Here is an 18,590-nt window from a genome sequence, read left to right as displayed (position 1 = left end):
CCCCTCGCCCATGAAATGGGAGAGGGGGGCTGAATTGGCTACCGTGACAGCGCCAGGGCCATCTCGATGGCGTCCATCAGTTCCTGCAGGCGTAGCGGTTTGCCGCATACGGCATCGAAGCCTGACTCGGTGGCAATGCGGCGGTCCTGCTGGCGGGTGAACGCGGTCAGGGCCACGGCGGGGACGCGCGGCAGGCTTTCCACGGCCTCGCGCATGCGGATCTCGCGGATCAGGTCGTTGCCGTCGCGGCCAGGCAGGCCGATGTCGCTGATGATCAGGTCCGGCACGCGGCGCGCGAACTCGTCGAGCGCCTCGTCGCAGTCGCGCGCGGTGCGCACATGCGCGCCATAGTCGCTCAGGATTGCGGCCAGCGCCGCCGATGCATCGGCATCGTCTTCGATCACCAGCACATCCAACGCCCGGAGCGGCACCGACTGTTGCAATGCCGGCCCGTTTTCCGCCGGCGCATCGGCAGTGGCGCCATCCTCCAGCGGAATCGTAATTTCGAACGTGGCGCCCTGGCCCACACCGGCGCTGAAGGCGTGCGCCGTGCCGCCATGCATTTCCGCCAGGTGCTTGACGATGGCCAGCCCCAGCCCCAGGCCGCCATGCTTGCGCCGGTTCGTATCCTCGCTTTGCGTAAAGCGGTCGAACAGCAGCGGCAGGAACTCGGCGGGAATGCCACGCCCCTGATCAATCACGCGTACGCGCAGATTGTCGGCATCGGACGATGCCTCGATGCGTACCGTGCCGTCTTCCGGCGAAAACTTGATTGCATTCGAGACCAGGTTCCACAGGATCTGCTGGAAGCGTGCGGCATCGAGCCATGCCGACCGGGTCAAGGTCGGGGCCAGTTCGACGGCCAGTGTCACATGGCGTTCCTCGGCCTGGGCCTGCATGGTGTCCATCGTGCCGCGCACCACCTCGGCCGGGTTCACGCGCTCGCGTTCCAGCCGCATCTTGCCGACATTGAGCATCGACACATCGACCAGGTCGGCCACCAGGCGGCGCTGAATGCCGATATTGCGTTCCACCGCGGCCAGGCCGCGGCGGCCTTCCTCCGAATCGATATGGCGTGACAGTACGTGCGTCCAGACCGAAATCACATTGAGCGGATTGCGCAGTTCATGCGACAGTATCGCGATGAAGTCGTCCTTCATGCGATTGAGCCGTTCCACGGCCGCGCGGGCGGCCTGTTCGCGTTCGATCAGCTGTTCGCGCTGGTGCTCCAGGTTGACATGGTCGGTGATGTTCGACACCACCGCTACCTTGACGCCGGTTTCCAGTACCGCCGAAATGCTCCACTCCAGGTGCATGGTCTCGCCACGCACGTCGAGCAGCGGGAACGTGCCCTGCCAGCCGTCTTGCCGGTTGTACCCGGTGGCATCGTCGACCCTGTCGCGCCAGTCGGACGGCGCGAAGGCAGATACCGGTTGCCCCACCAGTTCGTCGGCGGGGCGCCGCAGCATGGTCAGCATGGCCGGGTTCACGTCGACAAAGCGGCCGGCCAGGTCCAGCGTGCAGATGCCGCCAATCGCCTGATGGTAGATGGCGCGGAAGCGGGCTTCGCTCTCGCGCATCGAGCGTTCCGCCGCGCTGGCGCGCAGCAGCGACGAGATCGTGGCCACCAGCACGGCCGGCTCGGCCGGATGGATCAGGTAGGCGCTGGCACCGGCATCCAGCCCGCGCACCTTGTCGTAATCCGCTACATAGGTAGCCGACAGGTGGACCACGGGCACGGTTGCCGTTTCAGGGCGGTCGCGCAGCATGCGGCAAACCTGGAAGCCGTCGATATCGGGCAGGTTGACGTCGAGCACCACTGCCGACACGGTGGTATCGGCGCGTTGCAGGGCTTCCTGGCCACTCTCGGCTTCGAGGGTCTGGTAGCCGGCGGCGCCGAGCACCAGCACCGTGGCATAGCGTGTGACCGGATTGTCGTCCACCACCAGCACGCGTACCGGGGGCTGCGTCCGCGTGATATCGGGTTGGGCGGTATCGGGAGGGATGTCACCCGGCATGGTCGACTCCGGAAGACGCCACGGCACTGGGGTAGGTGGTCGGTAGCGTCACGTAGAAGCGTGAACCCACGCCGACTTCGCTTTCAAAGCCGACGTGGCCGCCAAGCAGTTCGGCCAACCGTTTCGACAACGCCAGCCCCAGGCCAGAGCCCCGGTAGCGCCGTTGCAGCGGCGAATCGATCTGCACAAAATCCTGGAAAACTTCGCGATGCGATTCGGGCGGGATGCCGATGCCGGTGTCGCGTACCGAAAACGTGATCGTGCCCGGTGCGTCGCAACTGGCCGATACGCGGACTTCGCCATTGGGCGTGAATTTCAACGCGTTCGAGACGTAGTTGCGCAGGATCTGTGACAACTTGCGGTCGTCGCTGAACAGCTTGGACACCCCATGGGGTTCCTCGAAGATCAGGGAAACGTCGGGGTTGGTCAGCACGGGCTTGAACATGCCGCGTAGCGCGTCGAACAGGGCCACCATGTCGAACCAGGCCGGCGACACCTCGACGCGGCCCGCTTCCAGCCGGGCCAGGTCCAGCAGGTCGTTGACCATCTCGGCGAACTCGGCGGCGGTGTCGCGCACGAACATCACCTGCTTTTCCTGCTCGGGCGTGAGCGGGCCATCCACGCGATCGATCAGCAGGCGTGTAATGCTCTGGATCGATACGATGGGCGTGCGAAACTCGTGGCTCATATAGGCCAGGAAGCGGCTCTTGAGTTCGGTGGCATGGCGCAATTGCTCGGCCTGCATGTCGAGCTCGGAATAGAGCGCCACCACGCCGCGGTTGGTTTCCTCGATCTCCGCGCGCAACGCTTCCACTTCCTGCATGCGGGCCGCCAGTTGGGAGCGCAGTGAGTCCAGCGTGCCGGCGTCACCGGCGTTTCCGGAGTCACCAGATGCGCCGGATTGATTCGATTCGTCGGGGCGTGAGGCTTGGGCGTTCATCTCAGATCTCGGCGCGTCGGACGACTACCACGGTGGCATCGTCGCGACCACGGCTGAATTTCCACAGGACAAAGGCGGCCACGATGGCCGGGTCGCGCTGCAACACGGCCGCGTCATCGAACTGCCAGCGTGACTGGATGCCGTCCGAATGCACGATCACCAGCGCATGCTCGGGCCACTCCAGTTCCTGCTCCTGCACGGTACGCATCTGGAGGCCTGCGGTACCGCTCTGGGTCACCAGCGTGCGGTCGGCAATGCCGGAGATCACGCGGCCGAGGATATTGCCGGCGCCGGCAAACCGGATGCGGTTCGAATTCGCGTCGATGCGCAGCGCACCGACAGCCGCGCCGCGCGTGCCCCGCAGCGCGGCATGCGCACGTTCCACATAGGAGCCGGGTGCCGTGCCAGATTGGGGGTCGAGAGCGGTAAGCGCGGCCACGGCGGCGACCGCTGCGTCCGGGCCATGGCCGAGGCCATCGGCCATCACCACATCGGCGCGACGGTCATGGATTGCCACGTCCCAGCCATCGCCACTGACACGCTCGCCGGGTGCGGCCAGGCAGATCGCTCCCACGGCGAACCCGCCGTTGGGGCGACGCGGCTCGCCTGCGGCGTCACGTTCGCGATAGAAGCGCGCCAGCACCAGGCTGCCGTCGCCGGCACGCGTGTGGACATCGAAGTCGTCAGCCAGCCGGCGCACCGCGCCCAGGCCCTGGCCCGCGCTGCCACCGGTGGAGTAACCATCGCGCATGCACGCCTGCAGGTCGGCCATGCCGGGACCATCATCGATCGACAGCAGATCGATGGCCAGGCTGCCGGCCACTTCATGCACGGCCAGCAGCAGGCGCCCGCCGGTGGCGTGGCGCAGCAGATTGTTGCCGAGTTCGTTGACAGCCACCGCCAGGCGGCCAGCCTGTATCGCATCAAATCCAAAGCGCGCAGTCAGCTCGGCCGCATAGCGCCGGGCTTCGCCAACGCGGCTGGGGTCTCCGATCGGTACCGCATGATGCGGCCCGTGGTTCCTACTTCCACCGAGTGATGCTGACACAGGTTCCCTCGCCAACTTGAGTCCGGATTGAGAACTCGTTCACCAGCCGCCTGGTTCCAGACAGGCCCATACCCAGGCCATTGCCAGTGGTCCAGCCGTCGACCAGTGCCTGCTCCACGTCAGGAATGCCCGGCCCCTGGTCCTCGAAATGGAGCCGCAGCCCATTCCGGGCGCCTTCGGACAGGATTTCCCAGCGCATTTCGCCGCCACCGCCGTACACCATCGTATTGCGCGCCAGTTCGCTGGCCGCCGTAATCATCTTAGTCTGCTCCACCAGCGAGAATTTCAGCTGGGCCGTAAGGGTGCGTACGAGCGCGCGCGCCAACACGATGTCGCGCTCATCCCGGATCGGTGCCTCGCCCGCGGGGGCCAGTTCGGTCGCCACGTCAGAGCACCTGTGCAGCGTCGAGCATCGCCATGCCGCGCTCCACGTTGAGCGCCGTCTTCACGCCCCCAAGCGACAAGCCCAGTTCCACCAGTGTGATGGCCACGGCAGGGCGGATACCCACCACCACGGTCGTCGCGCCCAGGATGCGGCTGATATCGGAAATGCTGACCAGCATGCGGCCGATAAACGAATCAACCATCTCCAGCGCGGAGACATCGATCAGCACGCCGTGCGCGCCGGTTTTCTCGACTTTCGTCGCCAGGTCTTCCTGCAATTGCAATGCGGTCTGGTCCTGCATGTCGATCTGGATGGTCACCAGCAAGTTCCGGCCCATCCGCAGGATTGGAATACGTTCCATGTTGGCCTCGGCTCGCTCAGGCTGTGGCGCGCACGACGGTGTGCCCGGTCAGGCGCATCGCGGTGGCCAGTGCATCGGCCAGCGTGGACTTGGTGATGATGCCTTGCAGGTCGATGCCCAGATGAACGATGGTCTGTGCAATCTGCGGACGGATCCCGCTGATAATGCTTTCCGCGCCCATCAGGCGGATCGCGGTGACGGTCTTCATCAGGTGTTGCGCCACCAGCGTGTCCACGGTAGGCACGCCGGTAATGTCGATGATCGCCAGTTGCGACCCGGTTTCCACCAGGCGTTCGAGCAGCGATTCCATGACCATTTGCGCACGGCTGCTGTCCAGCGTGCCGATCACGGGCACGGCCAGCACGCCATCCCAGAGCTTGATCACCGGCGTGGACAGCTCCAGCAGCTCTTGCTGCTGGCGCACGATGATTTCCTCGCGCGTTTTCTGGTAGGTCGAAACCGTCCACTGGGCCATGCGGTCGACGATCGCCGAGGTGGTCCAGATCACCTCGATCTGGCCCTCCAGCCCGCTGGACTTGGCCTGCCGTTGCAATGCATCGAAGATCGGCCGCTTCAGCGCCAGCACAAAGCCGCTGGTCACGTCGGCGGTTTCGCCTTGTGCCGCGCGGGCGCTGGACAACTGCGCCAGCGTGTCGCGCAGCGCCGCCCACGAGGCGTCGTTGAAGTTGCCCGCATCGCCGTCTGCGCGCACGCCGCTCTCCAGGCCGCGCAGGATGACTTGCTGCTGCGACTCCAGGTTCTGCGTCAGGCCGCGACCTTCGGCGTAGTTGTGGTATTCCGCGGTCCAGCCGCGCAGGATACTTTCCTGTTCGTCTCGCAGGAGTTCGGCAAGTCGCTGGTTTTCTTGGCGCATGGACGTAGCAAAAATAGTTTGGGTGACCGGCCGCGTAACGTCGGCAGGGGATTGGGTTGCTTGATTCTAGGAGGGATTGATAGCTCACACTATCGGCCAGCGGCTGATTGACGAAATCCATAAAATAGGCTGCATGCCAATAAGTGTTTCATGAGGCGCTTTTAGTCGATGTGAGAATACGCCGACAGCCGAACCGGAGCGGTGCTGCTGCCGGGAGTCCGGCGCCCCGCCTAGTCTGGGAGCATCTGGCAACGGAGGCACTGCGGTGGACTGGCTCGATGCGCTGCAATGGCCGGCGATGGCCGTGACCATAGGGTCGACGTGGCTGGTGGGAAGCCAGTCCGCAGGCCGGCGCAAGCTTGGCTTCTGGTGCTTCCTGCTCAGCAACCTGTTGTGGGTCGGCTGGGGCTTGCATAGCGGGGCCTGGGCGCTGGTGTTGCTGCAGTTCGCCCTGGCCGTACTCAATGTGCGTGGGCAAGCCGAGGCGCGGAAGGAAGGTGGCAGCTCGGACCATGACGCTGGCGGGGAGTGCGTCACCAACTGATCAACGTACTCAAGCAGCGCGCGACGACTATGGCATCGGACCTGATCGTGGCAAGGCCGGAAGGGTTGTATTGCCCGCCCGGCGACTTCTATATCGATCCATGGCGGCCAGTGGCCCGGGCCGTCATCACGCACGCCCATTCGGATCATGCCCGCCTGGGGCACGCGCATTACCTGTGTGCGGAGCCCGGGCGCGGCGTGCTGCTGGCGCGCCTGCCGGGCATCACCCTCGACACACTGCCCTACGGGCAACAGATCACGCACCACGGCGTCAGGCTCAGCCTGCATCCGGCCGGACACGTGCTTGGTTCCGCGCAGGTCCGGCTCGAACACGGCGGGCAGGTCTGGGTGGCATCGGGCGACTACAAGGTGGAAGCCGACGGCACCTGCAGCCCGTTCGAACCGGTGCGCTGCGATACCTTCATCACGGAAAGCACGTTTGGGCTGCCGATCTATCGTTGGACGCCGCAGGCTACGTTGATGGCCGAGATATTTCACTGGTGGCAAGTCAATGCGGCGGCCGGGCGCGCCAGCGTGCTGTACTGCTACGCATTCGGCAAGGCGCAACGGATCCTGCATGGACTGATGCGGCATGCCGGAGCGGAAATGGCCATGCCGGGCCCGATCGTGATCCATGGCGCGATGAGTGCGCTGAATCGGGCATATGCGGAAGCTGGCGTTGCGCTTCCGCCGACGATCACGGCCGCCGACCTGCCGCCGCGCAGCCCGGCGTTGCGGCGCGCGCTGGTGGTGGCGCCGCCATCGGCGCAACGGTCCACCTGGCTGCGCCGCTTCGGTGATGCATCCGATGCGTTCGCGAGCGGCTGGATGCAGTTGCGCGGCACGCGTCGCCGGCGTGGTGTCGACCGCGGCTTCGCGCTCTCGGATCACGCGGACTGGCCGGGCCTGCTGTCCGCCATTGCGGGCACCGGCGCGCAGCGCGTGATTGTCACGCATGGCAATGTGCCGGTCATGGTGCGCTATCTGTCGGAGCAGGGACTGCAGGCCCAGGCATTCGAGACCGCATTTGGCGATGACGATGACGAGAGCACCGGGAGCGCCGGGAGCGCGGAGGGCGACGCCCCCGGCGTACCGGCGGAGCCTGCCATATGAAGGCCTTCGCCGATCTCTACAGCGCGCTCGATGGCACCACGTCGAGCAATGCCAAGCTGGCCGCGCTGGTCGAGTATTTCCGCCAGGCGCCCGCGGCCGACGCGGCCTGGGCCGTTTACTTCCTGGCGGGCGGCAAGCCGCGCCAGATCGTGCCGGTGGCGGCCCTGCGTGACCTTGCCCAGCGTGCGGCCGGCCTGCCGCCATGGCTGTTCGAGGAAAGCTACCAGGCCGTGGGAGACCTGGCCGAGACCATTGCCTTGCTGTTACCCGATGCCGTTCATGCCGACACGGCCGGCCTGGCCGAATGGGTCGAGCAGCGTCTGCTGCCGCTGCGCGGCCAATCGCCCGAGACCTTGAATGCCGCGCTCGATGCGTTGTGGCAACCGCTCGACGCACGCGGGCGGCTGGTACTGTTCAAGCTGATCACCAGCAGTTTCAGGGTCGGGGTGTCGAAGCTGCTGGTCACGCGTGCGCTCGGTGAAGTCGCCGGCATCGATCCGAAACGCGTGGCCGAGCGCATGATTGGCTATACCGATGTTTCCGTGCGGCCGTCGGCGGAACGGTTCCTGATGTTGATTGCGCCCGAACACGGAGATAACGCGATGCGCGGCGGCCAGCCGTATCCGTTCTTCCTGGCGCATCCGCTGCAGCTGCCGGTCGAAGCGTTCGACGCCGCGCTCGGCGACCCGGCGCAATGGCTGGTGGAATGGAAATGGGATGGCATTCGGTCGCAACTGGTACGCCGGGCAGGGGAGGGCTGGCTCTGGTCGCGCGGCGAGGAACTGATTACCGAGCGGTTCCCGGAGCTGATGGAGGCTGCGCGGACCCTGCCGGATGGCACCGTGCTCGATGGCGAGATCGTGATCTGGATCGATGGGCGCGTGCAACCGTTTGCGTTGTTGCAGCAGCGGATCGGCCGCAAGACGCTGAATGCGAAGCTGCTGCGTGAGGCGCCTGCGATTCTGATGGCGTATGACCTGCTGGAATGGCAAGGCGAGGACTGGCGCAGCCGTCCACAGACCGAACGGCGCGCGCAACTGGCGCGAGTGATTGCCGATCATGTACATCCCGCACTGGAACTCAGCCCACAGGTGGAAGCCGCCGACTGGCCGCATCTGGCCCGCCTGCGCGACGGCTCGCGCGAGCTCGGCGTGGAGGGCTTCATGCTCAAGGCTGCCGATGCAGCCTACGGCGCCGGGCGTACCCGGGACGTGGGGCTCTGGTGGAAATGGAAGATCGATCCATACACCGTCGATGCGGTACTGCTCTATGCGCAACGCGGCCACGGCCGGCGCGCCAGCCTCTACACCGATTTCACGTTCGCGGTCTGGAATGCCCCGCCCGGCGTGCCGGAACGGGCGCTGGTGCCGTTTGCCAAGGCCTACTCCGGTCTGACCGACGAAGAAATGCGCGCGGTCGATGCGATCGTGCGCCGTACCACGATCGAGTCATTCGGCCCGGTGCGCAGCGTTACGCCTACCCAGGTGTTCGAACTCGGCTTCGAGGGCATTGCCCGCAGCGGCCGCCACAAGAGCGGTATCGCGGTGCGCTTTCCGCGCATGCTGCGCTGGCGCACCGACAAGCCGATCGACGAAGCCGACACACTGGCCACGCTTGAAGCGATGCTGCCGCAACCGCCCGCGAAGGACGCCGCATGAGCCCGGCCGAGGCCAGCTTCGTGCGGCAGCCGCCCGTCGCGCAGTCGCTCCCTGCGCTGTTCGCCGCCCGGAACTGGCAACCATTCGACTTCCAGCGCGCGGTGTGGGATGCCATTGGCAAAGGGCAAAGCGGCCTGCTGCACGCGACCACCGGCACAGGCAAGACCTACGCGGCATGGCTCGGCGCCTTGCTGGCATTCGCCGAGCCGCCGGCGCGCGCCGGTGCGCTGCCACCGCCGCTGACGGTGCTGTGGCTCACGCCGATGCGCGCACTGGCCGCCGATACCACGCGGGCGCTACAGGCGCCGCTGGCCGAACTGGGGCTCGACTGGACCGTGGGCTTGCGTACCGGCGATACCAGCAGTACCGAACGGGCAGCACAGGCGCGGCGCCTGCCCACGGCGCTGGTGACCACGCCGGAAAGCCTGTCGCTGCTGCTCACGCGCGCCGATGCGCGTGAAACGCTGGGTCGCGTACGGCTGGTGGTGGTCGACGAATGGCACGAACTGATAGGCAGCAAGCGCGGCGTGCAGGTGCAGTTGGCGCTGGCACGGCTGCGCCAGTGGCAGCCTGACCTGTGTATCTGGGGATTGTCGGCCACGCTTGGCAACCTCGCGCATGCGCGTGATGTACTACTGGCTGGCGTTTCACCCACGCGTCGCGTGCTGGTGCACGGCCATACGCCCAAGCAGCTGATCGTCGATACGCTGCTTCCCGATTCCGCCGGCAGGTTCCCGTGGGCCGGGCATCTTGGTCTGTCGATGTTGCCCCACGTTCTGCGCGAGCTCGATTCAAGCAGTACGTCGCTGGTGTTCCTGAACACGCGCTCGCAGGCCGAGCTCTGGTATCAGGCCATGCTCGATGCCAGGCCCGAGTGGGCCGGGCAGATCGCGCTGCACCACGGCTCGCTCGATCGCAGCGTGCGTGAATGGGTCGAGCTGAACCTCAAGAACGGCGCGCTGCGCGCGGTGGTCTGCACCTCGAGCCTGGATCTCGGGGTCGATTTCCTGCCCGTGGAGCGCGTGTTGCAGATCGGGTCGCCCAAGGGCGTGGCGCGGCTGCTGCAACGGGCCGGACGCTCGGGGCATGCGCCAGGCCGCGCGTCGCGCGTGACCGTGGTGCCGACACATAGCCTGGAACTGGTGGAAGCCGTGGCCGCGCGGCGGGCCATCGAGGCGGGTCACATCGAGGCACGGGAGTCGCCCGACAAGCCGCTCGATGTGCTGGTGCAACATCTGGTGACCGTGGCCCTGGGCGGCGGCTTCCGGGCCGATGACCTGCTGTGGGAAGTCCGCCAGACATGGGCCTACCGGGACCTGACCGATAACGAATGGCGCTGGTGCCTGGACTTTGTGCGCCAGGGCGGGCCGACGCTGTCGGTATATCCCGACTACCGTCGCGCCATTCCCGACGACGCCGGCATCTGGCATGTGCCCGACGCACGCCTGGCGCGGCGGCATCGCATGAGCGTGGGCACGATCGTCAGCGATGCCACGATGCAGGTGCGTTTCTGGACCCGCGCGGGCGGCGGCGGAGCCTCGCTGGGTACGGTGGAGGAGGGCTTTATCGCCCGGCTGGCCCCCGGCGACTGTTTCCTGTTCGGCGGGCGGCTGCTGGAGCTGGTGCGCGTACAGGAGATGACGGCTTACGTGCGCCGTGCAACCGGCAAGCGTCCGACCGTACCGCGCTGGAATGGCAGCAAGATGCCGTTGTCGACGGAACTGGCCGACGCCGTGGTGGCAACGCTCGACGCGGTGCAGGCCGGACAGCTCGATGTTGCGACCACGCCGGAACTGCCACTGATCGCACCACTGGTCGAACTGCAGACGCGCTGGTCGGGGCTGCCGTCACCGACGAGCCTGCTGGCGGAAACGCTGCATTCGCGTGAAGGCTGGCATCTGTTCCTGTATCCGTTTGCCGGTCGCTCGGTCCATCTGGGCCTGGGCAGCCTGCTGGCGTGGCGACTCGGGCAGAAGGTGCCGGCCACATTCTCGGTGGCTGTCAACGACTACGGGCTCGAACTGCTGGCATCGACATCGCTGGACTGGGCGCAGTGGTTGCCCGAGGTGCTGGCCGAAGCCTGCCAGCGAGATCTGGCTGCCGATGTACTGGCCAGCCTCAATGCCGGCGAGTTGTCATTGCGCCGGTTTCGTGAGATTGCGCGGGTGGCCGGGTTGATATTCCAGGGCTATCCCGGCGCCCAGTATGGGGCGCGGCAGTTGCAGGCATCGTCGAGCCTGTTCTACGAGGTCTTCCGCAAGCACGATCCTGGCAACCTGCTGCTCGGGCAGGCCGAGCGCGAAGTCCTGATGCAGGAGCTCGACGCGCACCGTCTGGCGCAAACACTGGCGCGGCTGGCAACCTTGCGGCTCGACCTCCACGCGCTGCGGCGGCCTTCACCGCTGTCATTCCCGCTGATCGTCGAATTCTTGCGCGAGAAGCTCAGCACCGAGAAACTCGCCGATCGGATTGCCCGGATGCTGGCCGAACTGGAGCTTGCTGCAGGACAGGCTCCCGACACCAACGATGTCCCGGTGGATCCCGCGCGCGTGGCTGCCGTTGCACGCTTCGGCATGACCGACCATGCTGGCCCGGCGGGCCCGCGCAAGCCGCGCCGGCCCCGCAAGCCCTCCAAACCGCTGCCACTGCTATGACATCACAAGCAGCAGGCGCCCAGACCGTGCAACTGGCCGGCGAAACGCTCTGGCTGTTGCCCGAACACGCGGTCTGGTGGCCGCGCATGGCCATGCTGATGGTCGCCGATATCCATCTGGGCAAGGCCGCGGCATTCCGCGCGCTGGGCCAGCCCGTGCCGCATGGCACCACGGCCGACAACCTGGCCCGCCTGCTGGACCTGTGCCGACGCTATCCCGTGCATGAACTGGTGTTCCTGGGCGACTTCCTGCACGCGCGCGCGGCACGTACCGCCGCCGTGCTGCTGGCCCTGCACGACTGGCGCCGCCAGCTTCCGGCGCGCGTGAACTGCACGCTGGTGCGCGGCAACCACGACACCCATGCCGGCGACCCGCCGCCCGGGCTGGCCATCACGGTGGTTGCCGAGCCGTTGGTGGTGGCGCCGTTCGCGCTATGCCATGAACCGGGGGCACGGCCGCAAGGCTACGCGCTGGCCGGGCACCTGCATCCGGCGTGCGTGTTGCGCGGGACCGGCGCCGATACACTGCGGCTACCGTGCTTCGTAGCGGGAGCGCACGGCATGATCCTGCCGGCTTTTGGTGCTTTCACGGGGCATGCAACGGTAAAGGCGGGCAAGGGCGAGGCAATCTATGTGGTCGGCGACGGTAGGGTGTGGGTCCTGCCGGTGCGATTTTCTCGCTGAGTGCAAACCGGCAGCGCTGGTTATGCCCTCGGTGGTCTCCCCTCTCCCGCATGGCGGGAGAGGGGAGCAAACATGCCCTTACTCTCCGGCTATCACCTTCAGCAATACTTCGAGTTCCACCGGTTTGACCAGGTGCGTGTCGAACCCTGCGGCAGCCGTCTGCTCGCGGTCGGAGGTTTGACCGAAACCGGTCAGTGCCACGTAGCGCGTGTTTGCCAGTGCAGGCATGCCGCGCAGTGCATGAATGACTGCAAAACCATCCATGCCTGGCATGGCCAGGTCGATCAGTGCGATATCGGGGCGTACGCGTGCGGCCGCGTGGATCGCTTCCATGCCGTCGTAGGCAATGGTCACCTCATGGCCCGACATTTCCAGCAGTATCGACATACTGTCGGCGGCGTCGCGGTTGTCGTCGACCAGCAACACGCGCCGACGGTGGCTCGGTGCAATGCCAGAGCCGCCAGGCGTGTCTGGCATGTCGGGCATGGCGGCCATCGGCAACTGCACCGTAATGGTGGCACCCAAACCGGGGCCGCCGCTGGACGCCGAGATCGAACCGCCATGCATTTCCACCAGTGAGCGGCAAAGCGACAGGCCGATACCGAGTCCGCCCTGCGCGCTGCTGCCGGGGCGGTCTTCCTGTACGAAAAGGTTGAAGATCGACTCCAATGCGCCGGGCGAAATGCCACGGCCGTGATCGATGACCTGGATCACCAGCGTGCGCTGGCTGGTCGAGGCCGAGACGGCGATCGCCGTTCCGGGCGGGGAAAATTTCGAGGCGTTGAGCAGCAGGTTCTGCATGACCTGGCTCAAGCGCGTCTTGTCGGCCAGCAGCGGCATCTGCGAAGCTCCGGTGGTCACCGTCACCGTCTGCGATTTCGCGGCCAATGCCGGTTCAGCCGCCTCGATGCCCAGCGCGATGATCTTGGTGGCGTCCACCGGCTCGTGGCGCAGTTCAATCTTGCCCGATGCGATGCGTCCCACGTCAAGCAGGTCATCGACCAGGCGCGTCAGGTGCGACATCTGGCGTTCGACCAGCCCCACGCTCTTCTGGATGGCCTGCGGATCGTCAGGGCGCAACTGCATGACGGTCAGTGCGTTGCGCATCGGCGCCAGCGGATTGCGGAGTTCGTGCGATAACGTGGCCAGGAACTCGTTCATGCGGCGTGCCGACTGTTCTAGCTCCTCGAGCCGCTTGCGCTCGCTCATGTCGCGCGTGACCTTGGCGAAACCGCGCAGTACGCGGGTCTCGTCGTAGACCGCGGTAATGGTCACGTTGGCCCAGAACAGCGAGCCGTCCTTGCGCACGCGCCAGCCTTCGTCCTCCACGCGGCCTTGTTCACGGGCAATCTGGAGTTCGCGGCCGGGCTTGTCGGCGGCCACGTCGTCGGGCGGGTAGAACACCGAAAAATGCTTGCCGATGATTTCGTCGCGCCGGTAGCCCTTGATGTAGGACGCGCCGGCATTCCAGCTGATGATCCGGCCGCTGACGTCGAGCATGAAGATCGCGTAGTCCTTCACGCTTTCCACCAGCAGGCGGAAGGTTTCCTCGCTCTGGCGCAACGCCTCGGCGGTGCGGCGTTGCTCGGTCATGTCGCGCGTGACCTTGGCGAAGCCGATCAGCTTGCCATGCGGGTCGCGCAACGCCGTGATGATCACGTTGGCCCAGAACTCGGTGCCATCCTTGCGTACGCGCCAGCCTTCGTCCTCGAAACGGCCCAGCCGCGTGGCGGCTTCCAGTTCCATGGCCGGCCAGTTGCGCGCATTGGCTTCGGCCGTGTAGAAGCGCGAAAAATGCTGCCCCAGGATTTCCTCGCGTGCGTAGCCCTTGATGCGCTGCGCGCCGGCGTTCCAGCTCGTGATATGGCCCGTGGCGTCGAGCGAGAAGATGGCGTAGTCGGTAATGGTCTCGACCAGCGTGCGATAGGACGCGGCAGGCTGGACGGTCGCGCGATGCTGGTCGGACGAAGGCGTGGCAGGGGACATGATCGGTGCAGGCATGTCTCTATGAAGTTGCCGCCAAGCATACCCGATCGGCGCGTGCCGGTCGAAGCGGCATGCCCAGACCGGTGCGTGGTTGACTATGCTGGAATAGCCGCCAGTCGGATAAAAGCTGACAGACTGGCGATGCCGCATTGGGTTAGTATCGTCCGATTTCCTACCCGATACCACCGGGCTGCCACCTTGGCGCCGGAGATCGAGTGCCAGGATGCAAGGAGACGTCCCGCATGTATGCAGAGTCTGCGCTTGACCGCCGTACCACCGATCCCGCTGCGCAAGTGGCCGCCGAACCGGTCACCGCGCCGCCGACGCTGCCCGAGGCTCCCGTACGCGACCTGCGCCGGGTGCCGATCCATCCCGATCACTGGTATCCGCTGGCCTGGTCCCGCGAGGTAAAGGCAGGGCGCGCCCACGGCGTACGGTTCGCGGGCGATCCGATCGTGCTGGTACGGACCGAATCGGGCAAGGTTTTCGCGCTGGAAGACCGTTGCGCGCACCGCCAGGTGCCGCTGCATGCCGGCGTGGTCGACGGCGAGTCGATCCGTTGCTGCTACCACGGCTGGACCTACGACTGCACCGGGCGATGCATCGACGTGCCGTACCTGGGCAAGGAGCGCCTGCCCAACGGCGTGCGCGCCTATCCGTGCCAGGAACGGGCCGGGCTGATCTTCGTATTCCCGGGCAATCCGGCGCTGGCGGAACACAAGCCGCTGCCCGAATTCGCGTCGGTATCGGACAAGCACTACAAGACCCGCCGCCTGGGCCGCGAGGTGAGGTGCCACTATTCGTTCATGCACGAGAACCTGATGGACATGAACCATCAGTTCCTGCATCGCAAGCAGATGGGCATGATGCGCGCGCGGTCACTGGGCCGGCGTCGCGGCGAGGGTTTTGTCGAAGTCGACTATGTATTCACGCGCGAAGGCGGCAAGCAACCGGTAGGCGAGGCGCTGGTGTTCGGCAAGGATGGTGGCCAGAGCAACAAGGACGTCATGACCGTACGCACCGGCTACCCATACCAGACCCTGCAGATCCGGTCCGGGTCGGGCACGCTGGTAATGGACCTGTGGATTGCCTACGTGCCACTGGATGCGGCGCAGCGTACCAACCGGACCTTCGGCACGCTGTCGATCCGCCGCCCCGGCGTGCCATTCGCGCTCGATCTGGCGTGGCCGCTGCTGGTGTGGTTCACCGAGCGGATCTTCAAGGAAGACCGCGAGATCGTGGAAATGGAACAGGCCGCGCACGACAGCCAGGGCGAGGACTGGAACCACGAGGTGTTCCCGGTGATCCGGGAACTGCGCGACCTGCTGCGTGAATGCGGCGGCCGCACCGTGATTCCAATCCAGCCGGTCCAGGCGGCTCAACCGGCTTGCAGCGCGCCCAGCGTCGGATAGTCGGTGTAGCCAGTCGCCGGTGCACCGCTGGCGCCGTACAGCGTGGCCGCGTCGAGCGTATTCAGTTCGGCGCGTTGCTGCAGGCGCTCCACCAGATCGGGATTGGCGATATAGGCACGGCCGAATGCCACGGCGTCGGCGTTGCCGCTGTCCAGTGCCGCCTGGGCAGAATCCTGGTCGAATCCATCATTGGCGATGATCGCGCCGCCAAACTCACGCTTGAGCAACGGCAGCAACGCGCCTTCACCCTGCGTTTCACGGACAAACAGGAAGCCCACCCCACGCTGGCCTAGTGCGCGGGCCACATGGCCGAACGTTTGGGCCGGCTGGCTTTCGGCGACCGAATGGCTTGGCGAGCGCGGCGCCAGATGCACGCCCACGCGCGTCGCATCCCAGACCGCGGTGACCGCGTCGGTAACTTCCAGCAGGATCCGCGCGCGGTTCTCGATCGAACCGCCGTAGGCATCGGTACGTGTATTGCTGCCATCCTGCAGGAACTGGTCGAGCAGGTAGCCGTTTGCGGCGTGGATCGTCACGCCGTCGAAGCCCGCGGCCTTGGCATTGGCGGCTGCGCGGCCAAAGTCGGCTACCACGCCCTGGATCTCTTCGCTACTGAGCGCGCGCGGCACCACGAACGGACGCTGCGGACGCAGCAGGCTGACATTGCCGCCGGCGGCAATCGCGCTCGGTGCCACCGGAGTACGGCCGTCGAGCAGGCTGGGGTCCGAGATGCGTCCCACATGCCACAGTTGGGCCACGATGCGGCCGCCTGCGCGATGCACGGCGTCTGTGACCTGTTTCCATCCGGCCACCTGTTCGTCGGACCACAGGCCCGGCACATTCGGATAACCCACGCCTTCGGGCGAGACCGGGACGCCCTCGGAGATCAGCAGGCCGGCGCTGGCGCGCTGCGCATAGTATTCGGCCATCAGCGCGTTGGGCACATGGACCGGATCGGCCGCGCGCAGCCGCGTAAGCGGCGCCATCACGATACGGTTGGGCAGGTGCAGCGCACCAATCTGCAGCGGATCGAACAGAGTAGTCATATGCTTATTTGGCTGAGCTATTAAGCTATCAAAATGAAAGTATCGAAAGCATAGCAGTGCGGGTTACCATGGCAAACGTCGTTTTCGTATATGTCCATTGTTCGGTTTGGAACAATCCCGGGAGGCGGCACGATGCATGTCACGCTTGCTGCGCCTGGCGGCTCTGCCCGCCGGCTGCTGATGATGGTCCTGGCGCTTCTGACGGCGGCTTGTGCAGGATTGCCGCCACGGCCTGAAATGGCGCCGGAGCTGGCATTGGAAGACACCGGCGACACCGCGCTGGCGCGCGGCCTGGCGCCGAAGCTGGCTGCGCACCCGGGCGACTCGGTGTTCTATCCGCTGATGTCGGGCACCGATGCATTCGCCATGCGCGTTGCACTGGCGCGCACGGCGCAGCGCAGCCTCGACGTCCAGTACTACATCTATGAGCCTGACAACACCGGCCTTACGCTACTGGCCGAGATCATGGCCGCGGCAGATCGCGGGGTACGCGTGCGGCTGTTGCTCGACGATATTCATCTGGCGGGGCAGGACAAGGCGCTGTCGGCCGTGGACGCGCATCCGAATGTCGAGGTCCGGCTGTTCAATCCGTTTGCCAGTCGCAATATGCGGCTGTTCGAGTACGTGACTGACTTCCGGCGCATCGACCGGCGCATGCACAACAAGTCGATGACCGCCGACAACCAGCTGACGATCGTTGGCGGACGCAATATCGGCGATGAATACTACGGTGCCGCCGATACCGATTTCACCGACCTGGACTTGCTGGCGGCAGGGCCGGTGGTGCCCCGGGTATCGCACGTGTTCGACGACTACTGGAACAGCGAAGCCGTCTATCCAATCACGGCGCTGGCCAAGCCGCTCAGCGGTGACGAGGCTGCGACACAGCAGCAGAAGCTGCGTTCCTATCTGGACGAGCATGCTGTTGCGATGCGCGCGACACCGTATGGCCAGTCGGTGCTCGAGACCGGCATCGTGCAAATGATCCAGCAGGACAAGCTGCCCGCGTATTGGGGCCGCGCCACGGTAATTGCGGACCAAGCCGCGAAGGTCCTGCATCCGCCCGAGGACGATTCGACCCACGCGATTCCGCAACTGGCGAAGTTTCTCGAAGGTGCCCAGCACGACCTGACGCTGATCTCGCCGTATTTCGTACCGCCCGATACCGCAATGAAGTGGCTGGAAGGGATGCAGCAGCGCGGCGTGCAGGTACGCATCCTGACCAATTCCTATGGCGCTACCGATGTCTCGGCCGTGCATGCCGGCTACGCGCCAAAGCGCAAGGCGTTGCTCAAGGCCGGCGTGATCCTGTATGAACTGAAGCCGACCGCCTATGCCGAACTGGCCAAGGAGAAGAAGCGTCGTGGCCCTGGCGGTAGCAGCCGGGCCAGCCTGCATGCCAAGACCTATATGGTCGACCGGCACCAGCTGTTTATCGGCTCATTGAACCTGGATCCGCGTTCCGCGAGGCTCAATACCGAAATGGGTATCGTGGTCGACAGCAAGGACCTGTGCGACATGATGGGCCAGGGCATCGACGATGCGCTGCTCGACGCCGCATACCAGGTGGTGCTCGACGGCGACGACTTGCAATGGGTAACGCGCGAGGATGGGGTGTTGCGTACCTATACCAGTGAGCCAGGCATGGGCACATGGGACAAGTTCAAGCAGGGAGTGCTGAGGATACTGCCGGTGGAAGACGAGCTATGAGCGCTTAAAGATCTGTGTGTTTTCTCCCCTCTCCCATGAAATGGGAGAGGGGCGGGGGAGAGGGCCAGCGCTTCAAATTGCGAGAGTCGGCAAGCAGAACCTCATACCCTCTCCCCCAACCCCTTGTATGTCGCACAATTCGATCTGGATGCATTAGAT

At 65.6% G+C, this 18,590-nt stretch carries 15 protein-coding genes; 7 read left to right on the top strand and 8 right to left on the bottom strand.

The genetic code is table 11. The features are described from left to right. Positions 1–38: 38 nt before the first annotated feature. From ACO550_RS24615 to ACO550_RS24590, 6 genes are all read right to left on the bottom strand, one after another. Positions 39–2,018, bottom strand: a complete 1,980-nt coding sequence (locus ACO550_RS24615) for a hybrid sensor histidine kinase/response regulator (protein WP_315597084.1) — start codon at positions 2,016–2,018, stop codon at positions 39–41. Continuing rightward, complete coding sequence (locus ACO550_RS24610; protein WP_315597096.1) at positions 2,008–2,841, bottom strand: sensor histidine kinase; 834 nt, start codon at positions 2,839–2,841, stop codon at positions 2,008–2,010. Before ACO550_RS24610 ends, ACO550_RS24615 begins: the two co-directional genes overlap by 11 nt. A gap of 118 nt (positions 2,842–2,959) precedes the next feature. Further along, complete coding sequence (locus ACO550_RS24605) at positions 2,960–4,006, bottom strand: ATP-binding protein (RefSeq protein WP_315597085.1); 1,047 nt, start codon at positions 4,004–4,006, stop codon at positions 2,960–2,962. Then, complete coding sequence (locus tag ACO550_RS24600) at positions 3,981–4,391, bottom strand: ATP-binding protein (protein WP_315597086.1); 411 nt, start codon at positions 4,389–4,391, stop codon at positions 3,981–3,983. Before ACO550_RS24600 ends, ACO550_RS24605 begins: the two co-directional genes overlap by 26 nt. A 1-nt stretch (position 4,392) precedes the next feature. Further along, positions 4,393–4,752: an STAS domain-containing protein gene (locus ACO550_RS24595; RefSeq protein ID WP_315597087.1), complete on the bottom strand. Its 360-nt coding sequence runs from the start codon at positions 4,750–4,752 to the stop codon at positions 4,393–4,395. A 16-nt stretch (positions 4,753–4,768) separates the two neighbouring features. Next, positions 4,769–5,626, bottom strand: coding sequence for an STAS domain-containing protein (locus ACO550_RS24590; RefSeq protein WP_315597088.1), 858 nt, complete (start codon positions 5,624–5,626; stop codon positions 4,769–4,771). Between the two features lie 265 nt (positions 5,627–5,891). Here ACO550_RS24590 and ACO550_RS24585 point away from each other — a divergent pair, with 265 nt between their 5' ends. The 5 genes from ACO550_RS24585 to pdeM are packed head-to-tail and all read left to right on the top strand — an operon-like array spanning position 5,892 to position 12,277. After that, positions 5,892–6,170, top strand: a complete 279-nt coding sequence (locus ACO550_RS24585; RefSeq protein WP_315597089.1) for a hypothetical protein — start codon at positions 5,892–5,894, stop codon at positions 6,168–6,170. 29 nt (positions 6,171–6,199) lie between these two features. Further along, positions 6,200–7,282, top strand: coding sequence for a ligase-associated DNA damage response exonuclease (locus ACO550_RS24580; protein WP_315597097.1), 1,083 nt, complete (start codon positions 6,200–6,202; stop codon positions 7,280–7,282). Beyond that, positions 7,279–8,940: an ATP-dependent DNA ligase gene (locus ACO550_RS24575; RefSeq protein ID WP_315597090.1), complete on the top strand. Its 1,662-nt coding sequence runs from the start codon at positions 7,279–7,281 to the stop codon at positions 8,938–8,940. The genes ACO550_RS24580 and ACO550_RS24575 overlap by 4 nt, the downstream gene beginning before the upstream one ends. Continuing rightward, a complete protein-coding gene (locus ACO550_RS24570; protein ID WP_315597091.1) occupies positions 8,937–11,594 on the top strand; it encodes a ligase-associated DNA damage response DEXH box helicase in 2,658 nt (885 codons plus the stop codon). Before ACO550_RS24575 ends, ACO550_RS24570 begins: the two co-directional genes overlap by 4 nt. Then, positions 11,591–12,277, top strand: a complete 687-nt coding sequence (gene pdeM / locus ACO550_RS24565) for a ligase-associated DNA damage response endonuclease PdeM (protein WP_315597092.1) — start codon at positions 11,591–11,593, stop codon at positions 12,275–12,277. The genes ACO550_RS24570 and pdeM overlap by 4 nt, the downstream gene beginning before the upstream one ends. 78 nt (positions 12,278–12,355) lie before the next feature. On the opposite strand, the gene ACO550_RS24560 is transcribed toward pdeM, so the two are convergent. Further along, complete coding sequence (locus tag ACO550_RS24560; protein ID WP_315597098.1) at positions 12,356–14,263, bottom strand: PAS domain S-box protein; 1,908 nt, start codon at positions 14,261–14,263, stop codon at positions 12,356–12,358. 242 nt (positions 14,264–14,505) lie between these two features. On the opposite strand from ACO550_RS24560, the gene ACO550_RS24555 reads away from it, so the two are divergent. Continuing rightward, a complete protein-coding gene (locus tag ACO550_RS24555) occupies positions 14,506–15,675 on the top strand; it encodes a Rieske 2Fe-2S domain-containing protein (RefSeq protein ID WP_315597093.1) in 1,170 nt (389 codons plus the stop codon). On the opposite strand, the gene ACO550_RS24550 is transcribed toward ACO550_RS24555, so the two are convergent. Further along, positions 15,642–16,721, bottom strand: coding sequence for an oxidoreductase (locus tag ACO550_RS24550; RefSeq protein WP_315597094.1), 1,080 nt, complete (start codon positions 16,719–16,721; stop codon positions 15,642–15,644). The two genes, ACO550_RS24555 and ACO550_RS24550, sit on opposite strands and share 34 nt — an antisense overlap. Before the next feature lie 132 nt (positions 16,722–16,853). Between ACO550_RS24550 and ACO550_RS24545 the strand changes: the two genes are divergently transcribed. Further along, the gene (locus tag ACO550_RS24545) at positions 16,854–18,431 is read left to right on the top strand and encodes a phospholipase D-like domain-containing protein (RefSeq protein ID WP_315597095.1); all 1,578 of its coding nucleotides are present in this window, start codon (positions 16,854–16,856) and stop codon (positions 18,429–18,431) included. Positions 18,432–18,590 lie beyond the last annotated feature (159 nt).

Source organism: Cupriavidus sp., from assembly GCF_057315035.1.
This window is presented reverse-complemented; position numbering and strand designations above follow the sequence as displayed.